Genomic DNA, 6,021 nt, shown 5'->3' on the forward strand with positions numbered 1-6,021 from the left:
CTTCTTCTTGATGTTCAGCCCGTTGGCGGTGTTGAACTCGCTGACCTCCATGTCGGCCGTCAGGTGCACCTGGGTGAACTGGTAGGCGGTGGGATGGAGGAACTGGATCAGCGGCAGCTTCATGGTCAGCGGCGTGGCCGTTTCCATGGTGCCGTCTTCCTTCAGCTCCTGGGTGAAGAGCGCCACCACCTCCACCTGCGCGCCGGCGAGCGCCGTCGAGGTGGCCACCAGCGTCTTGTCCATGGCGGCCTGCCCGTCGGCCACCGCCAGCCCCACGGAGCGCAGGAACGAGCCGAACGCGGGGCCGCCGCGCTCCAGGTCGTCGGCGATGTTGGCCTCGGCGGCGCGCACCGCGTCGGAGTCGCCGGCGTCGGCGGTGGCGGCCAGCGTGGTGGCCGCCAGCCCGGCGATCGTGGCGATCGCGTCGCCGGCGGGCGCCAGCGCGGCGGAAAGGTCTTCGGGGGCAAGGGCGGGCGCGAGCGCGTCCGCCTTCTCGGGGGTCTTCGTGGTGGTCATTCGTCCGTGACTCCGGCGTGCGGCGGTTCGGTTGCGGATGTGCGGGGATGCGCCCGGGGGAAGGCCTGTCCAGCATGGCGTGGGCGCCGCACGGCCCGCTGCATTTGTCGTCCCGCGGGAGGAGCAGTCGCGTGCCGGCGCGCCTGTCCATTTGTTTGCGACTCCAACGATCATTCTGTTTGCCGCCATCTGTCTCCCCGCGCCTGTTTCCCTCGCTGCCGCCCGGCGGATGAATATCTATTCACATGATGAATATGGTCGTAGAAGGTGACTCCTCTGTTCATGTCCTCTCCCTCCTGGTAAACGGTTCCATGATCGCGGCGGGAGATGGAATTCGGTCAAGATCGGGGGATCGGGTGATCCTCCTTTTCCCGATTCCACGCGCGATTCCGCCACGGAGGGTGAATCCGGTTCGGCGAAAAGTGGGACCCGGCCGCCGCAGCCTGGGACGCGCGCGCCGCAGCGGGAGAAGCACGCTCCCGCGCGAGGTCGCGTCGGTGGCGGCAACGGGGCGGAGAGCGGTCCCATTCATCCCGCCGCTTCCGGGGAGATGGGAGAGGGTGGGATGTGCCGGAAAGGCCTTGCAATCGGCGACGCAAAACGTTGCCGACAGGCGGAACAGACGATATCCTCCACCGTGCTCTACGAAGACCAGGCCACACGGTTCGACGAACGGGCCGGCATCCCCGCCAGGGCGGCGGAGGCGGCCGCGGACGCGCTCGTGGCCATCACCGGCCTCGGCGCGGGCGACACGCTGCTCGACGTGGGCGCGGGGACGGGCTCGCTCAGCCTGCCGCTCGCCCGGCGCGCGGGGCGCTACGTCGGCTTCGACCGCTCGCCGGCGATGCTGGACGTCTTCCGCGCGCGGCTGGTGGACGCCGGCCTCGCCGCGGAGCTCGTGGTGGCGGACGGGAACGCGCGCTGGCCGGTGGACGACCGCGCCGTGTCCGTGATCTTCTGCGCGCGGGCGCTGCACCACCTCGATCCCGAGCACGTGGTCGCGGAGACGCGGCGGGTGCTGCGGTCGCCGGGCGGGTGGCTGGCGCTGGGGCGCGTGCGGCGGCCGCTCGATTCGCCCAAGAGCGTGATGCGGCGCCAGATGCGGCGGCTGCTGGCGGAGCGGGGCCACCCCGGCCGCAGCGCCGACGCCGGCGCGGAGGCCGTCCTCGCCGGCCTGGCGCGGCGCGGCGGGCGGCGCGAGGAGCCGCGGGTGGCCGCGCGGTGGACGGTCGAGCACCGCCCCGCGGACTCGATCGCCGCGTGGGAGGGAAAGGGCGGGCTGGCGGGGATCGACGTTCCCGCCGAGGTCAAGGCCCGCGTCCTCGCCGACCTCGCCGCGTGGGCGGCGGAGCGCTTCGGGAACCTGGACGCCGCGCTGCCGCAGCAGGAATCGCTGGAGATCACCGCCATCCACGTCCCGATCGCCTGATCCCCGACCGTCTGGCGCCACCAGACGCACAATCCCCACTCACATCGCGACAGCCTCGGACCCCGCGAGGCGATCCCATCCCCCTCTCCCCACACGATGCAAGACGAACTGCTGACCGAGCTGGGCCGCTCGCTGGTGGACGGCAACCTGACCGATGCGGCGCTGCTGGAGCGCACGTCGGGCCACCCCGTCGTGCAGATCCTCCCCGAGGCCAACGTGGTGAAGATCGGCGGGCAGAGCTTCATCGACCGCGGGCGCGCGGCGGTGTTCCCGCTGATCGACGAGGTGGTGGAGAACCTCGGGCGCCACCAGATGATCATCGGCACGGGCGCGGGGACGCGCGCGCGCCACGCCTACAGCGTGGGGATCGACCTGGGGATGCCCACCGGCGTGCTGAGCGTGCTGGGGACGTTCGTGAGCATGCAGAACGCGCGGATGCTGCACTATCTCCTTGCGAAGCACGGGATTCCGTTCATCGAGCCGGCGCAGTTCCCGCAGCTGCCGCTGTACCTGGAAGAGCGCGGCGCGTGCATCTTCTTCGGGATGCCGCCCTACACCTTCTGGCAGCAGAACCCGGCCGTGGGGCGCATCCCGCCGCACCGGACGGACACCGGATGCTTCCTGGTGAGCGAGGTGTTCGGCACGCGCTCGATGATCTACGTGAAGGACGAGGACGGGCTGTACACGGCCGACCCCAAGAAGGACAGGAGCGCGAAGTTCATCCCCCGCATCAGCATCCCCGAGCTGCGAGCGATGGATCTCGACGACGTGGTGGTCGAACGCGCGGTGCTGGACCTGATGGAGCACGCCGAGAACCGCCGCGAGATCCGGGTCATCAACGGCCTGGTTCGCGGCAACCTGACCCGTGCGCTGAACGGCGAGGACGTGGGGACGCTGATCACGGCGGATTGAGTCGGGCGTGAGGAGGCGAGGTATCGGCGCGCATTGCAGATCGGCGTGAGGCCGCGGCATCGCGCCCCCCACCCCGCGCTTCGCGCGACCCTCCCCCCAAAACCAACTGGGGGGAGGGTGGGTCGGATGGCGAAGAGTGGGCACTTACGCTGGTGTCATCCTGAGGGGCGGCGCCGACGAGCGCATCGGCCACCACGAGGCTTGGCGCCGCCCGAAGGATCTTGCCTGGGCCGAGCGAAGCCGGTCATGCGCGCGATTGCAGACCACCTGACAGGCCGAGTAGATCCTTCGGGAGCGTCCAACCTTCTCCGCGGACGAGAGTTGCGTGCGACGCTCCCTCAGGATGACACGGAGTGCAAGTCCGTAAATCTCCATCACCGCACACATTGCGAATGACCGAAACGACGACGGACCGGCGGCACCACGTGCAGTCGATGCTCATGCGCGAGAGCCTGCTGGACAAGCAGGTGATGGCGTCCACCGAGTCGCCCGTGGTGCGCATGCTGCCCAGCGTGCACGTGGTGAAGGTGGGCGGGCGCTCCATCCTCGACGCGGGGAAGGCGGTGACGTATCCCGTCGTCGACGCGATCGGGGCGCTGCTGAAGACCGAGCGGCTGATCCTGGGCGTGGGCGGCGGGGTGCGCAGCCGGCACGTCTTCTCCATCGGCCTCGACCTCGGCCTGCCGACGGGCGTGCTGGCGCAGATCTCCGTGGCCGACGCGCTGGGCAACGCGCACATCCTGGGCACGCTGCTGGCGCCGCACGGCGTGGTGGCCATCCCGCCCGAGATCTTCGGCCATCTCCTCCCGCTCTTCATCCACTCCGCGCCGGGGGTGATCTTCAACGGCGTGCCGCCCTACTCGCTGTGGGAGCACCCGCCGGCGATCGGCCGCATCCCGCCGCACCGGACCGACGCGGGATGCTTCATCCTGGGCGAGTGCTTCGGCTGCAAGTCGGTGACGCTGGTAAAGGACGTGGACGGGCTGTACACTGAGAACCCGCGCGAGAACGCGAACGCGTCGTTCATCGACTCCATCGGGGCGAAGGAATTGAAGCGCAGGGCGCTGAAGAGCCTGCCGTTCGACGAGGTGCTCCCCGACCTGCTGCTGAACGCGCGGCTGGTGCGCCAGTTCCAGGTGGTGAACGGGCGCGATCCCGACCGCATCGCCGCCGCCGTGCGGGGCGAGCATGCCGGAACCATCGTCTACGCCGACTGACCTCGCCGTCCGCGCGGACGGGGTGGCGAAGGCGTACGGCGGCGGCGTGCGCGCGCTCGACGGCGTCTCCTTCTCCGTCCGCGGTGGCGAGCTGGTGGCGCTGGTCGGTGCGAACGGGTCGGGAAAGAGCACGCTGCTGAAGGTCCTTTTCGGCATCGCGCAGCCGGACGCGGGCGCGGTGGAGGTGCTGGGGATGCACCCCCGGCGCGACCGGGCGCGGCTGCGCGGGGCCGCCGGCTACGCGGGGCAGGAGGCGGCGCTCGACCCGGAGATGACGGGGTGGGAGACGCTGCGGCTCTTCCACGCGCTCGCCGCGCTCCCCGGCCGGGATCGGGAGCGGCGATTGGCGGAGACGGTGGAGGAGCACGGCCTGGCGCCCTTCTGCGGCCGGCGGATCGGCACGTGGTCGGGCGGGCAGCGGCAGCGGCTGCACCTCGCGCTGGCCGCCCTGCATGCGCCGCGGCTGATGCTGCTGGACGAGCCGACCGCCAGCCTGGACCCCGACGGCCGCCGCGATCTCTGGCGTCGCCTCGGCGATTGGCGCCACGCCGGGCGGACGACGCTGGTCGCCACGCACGACCTGGTGGACGTGGCCGCGCGGTGCGACCGCGTCCTCGTCCTTCACGCCGGCCGGGTGATCGCGGACGACGCGCCCGCCGCGCTGGTGGCGGCGCACGCGAAGGCGCGGGCCACGGTGATGCTCGCCCATCCCCCGCGCGAGCAGGCGGAGTCGCTGCGGATGGTGCTGGAGGCGCTCCCCGGCTCGCCCGAGGTGGCGATCGACGGGGCGGCGGTGACGCTCTGGCGCGACCGCCACCCCGACGGCGGCGAGCCGGCGCTGGACGTCCTGGCCGCTCATGGGTTCGCGTACCGCGGCTTCGAGCGCGCGGACGCGGACCTGGCCGGCGCGTACTTCCGCCTGACGGGGAGCCGCCCACCCGAGCCCGCGCGCGCGGGCGCGGGGCGGGGACGCGGACGGGGGAGGCGCGGATGAGCGCGGCGCTGCGGGTGGTCGGCGAGACGGCGCGGCGGAGCTGGCTGAAGTCGCTGCGGCGGCCGGTGCCGCTGACCTTCAGCTTCGTGCAGCCGCTGTTCTGGATTCTGATCTTCGGCTTCCTCTTCCACCGCTTCGCGCTGGGCGGCGAGTACGCGGGGCTCTCCTACGTCTCTTTCCTCCTCCCCGGCGTGTGCGCCATGACGGTGCTGTTCGGCGCCAGCCAGGCGGGAATCGACCTCGTGCGTGACCTGCAGACCGGCTTCGCGCAGCGGATGGCCCGCGCCACGGCGCACCCCGGCTGGCTGCTGGCCGGGAAGCTGGCGGGCGACGTGTCGCGGCTCCTCGCACAGGCCCTGGTCGTCGCGCTGCTGGGGATGGCGCTCGGCGCGCGGCTGAATGTCGGTCTCTGGGGGATATTGGTCGCGGCGCTGGGGCTGGCGGCGTTCGCGGTGGCGTACGCCAGCCTGTCGTGCTGGATCGCGCTGAAGACCGGGGCGCCGGAGAGCATGGCGGTGTTCGTCCACGTGGTGAACCTGCCGCTGCTCTTCACCAGCACGGCGCTCGTGCCCACGCGGCAGATGCCGGGATGGCTGGCCGAGGTCGCGCGCTGGAATCCCCTGACGCAGGTGGCCGACGCGCTGCGGCAGGCGCTGCTCTTCGCGCGGATGCCGGACGCGGCGGCGCTGCTGGTGCCGCTGGCGATCCTCGCGGCGCTGCTGTTCGCGCTCGCGCGCCACGCGATGGCGCGCGCGGGGGAGGAGTAGGCGGCGGCCGGTTCGCTTCGGGCGAGGGGCGAATGAATTCGCTGCAACCACCACACGAAGTCCGCCTTCGCGGACTACCGGCTTCGGCGCGTGCGATGTCGGCGTGCGCGCGGCCGGCTCGAGCGTGGGCGCAGCGAACCGGCTGTCTCGAAGCCAGCCGCGCGCACCACAGCAGAGGAGCGAGCG

6 protein-coding genes are annotated in these 6,021 nt (G+C 71.8%); 5 read left to right on the forward strand and 1 reads right to left on the reverse strand.

Features of this window, described 5'->3' with window-relative positions; genetic code table 11:
- A partial coding sequence (locus VF092_31610; GenBank protein ID HEX6751884.1) for a hypothetical protein occupies positions 1-516 on the reverse strand: 516 nt, incomplete at its 3' end.
- Positions 517-1,153: 637 nt separating this feature from the next.
- On the opposite strand from VF092_31610, the gene VF092_31615 reads away from it, so the two are divergent.
- The 5 genes from VF092_31615 (at position 1,154) to VF092_31635 (ending at position 5,835) form a co-directional block, all read left to right on the forward strand.
- A complete protein-coding gene (locus VF092_31615; protein HEX6751885.1) occupies positions 1,154-1,945 on the forward strand; it encodes a class I SAM-dependent methyltransferase in 792 nt (263 codons plus the stop codon).
- A gap of 96 nt (positions 1,946-2,041) precedes the next feature.
- Entirely contained in the window at positions 2,042-2,857 is an 816-nt protein-coding gene (locus VF092_31620; protein ID HEX6751886.1) for a hypothetical protein, read from the forward strand.
- A 392-nt stretch (positions 2,858-3,249) separates the two neighbouring features.
- Positions 3,250-4,074 carry a hypothetical protein gene (locus VF092_31625; GenBank protein ID HEX6751887.1) on the forward strand — a complete coding sequence of 275 codons (825 nt, stop codon included), beginning with the start codon at positions 3,250-3,252 and terminating at the stop codon, positions 4,072-4,074.
- On the forward strand, positions 4,046-5,068 hold the full coding sequence (locus tag VF092_31630; GenBank protein ID HEX6751888.1) for an ABC transporter ATP-binding protein: 1,023 nt from the start codon (positions 4,046-4,048) through the stop codon (positions 5,066-5,068). Before VF092_31625 ends, VF092_31630 begins: the two co-directional genes overlap by 29 nt.
- Positions 5,065-5,835, forward strand: coding sequence for an ABC transporter permease (locus VF092_31635; GenBank protein ID HEX6751889.1), 771 nt, complete (start codon positions 5,065-5,067; stop codon positions 5,833-5,835). The genes VF092_31630 and VF092_31635 overlap by 4 nt, the downstream gene beginning before the upstream one ends.
- The last annotated feature ends 186 nt before the right edge of the window (positions 5,836-6,021 follow it).

Origin of the sequence: Longimicrobium sp., assembly GCA_036377595.1 — a bacterium.
GTDB lineage: Bacteria > Gemmatimonadota > Gemmatimonadetes > Longimicrobiales > Longimicrobiaceae > Longimicrobium.

Bases quoted from the DNA above. Each gene is read 5' to 3' on its own strand.
- VF092_31620 (HEX6751886.1), top strand. From the start codon at position 2,042: ATGCAAGACGAACTGCTGACCGAGCTGGGCCGCTCGCTGGTGGACGGC.
- VF092_31630 (HEX6751888.1), top strand. From the start codon at position 4,046: ATGCCGGAACCATCGTCTACGCCGACTGACCTCGCCGTCCGCGCGGAC.
- VF092_31635 (HEX6751889.1), top strand. From the start codon at position 5,065: ATGAGCGCGGCGCTGCGGGTGGTCGGCGAGACGGCGCGGCGGAGCTGG.
- VF092_31625 (HEX6751887.1), top strand. From the start codon at position 3,250: ATGACCGAAACGACGACGGACCGGCGGCACCACGTGCAGTCGATGCTC.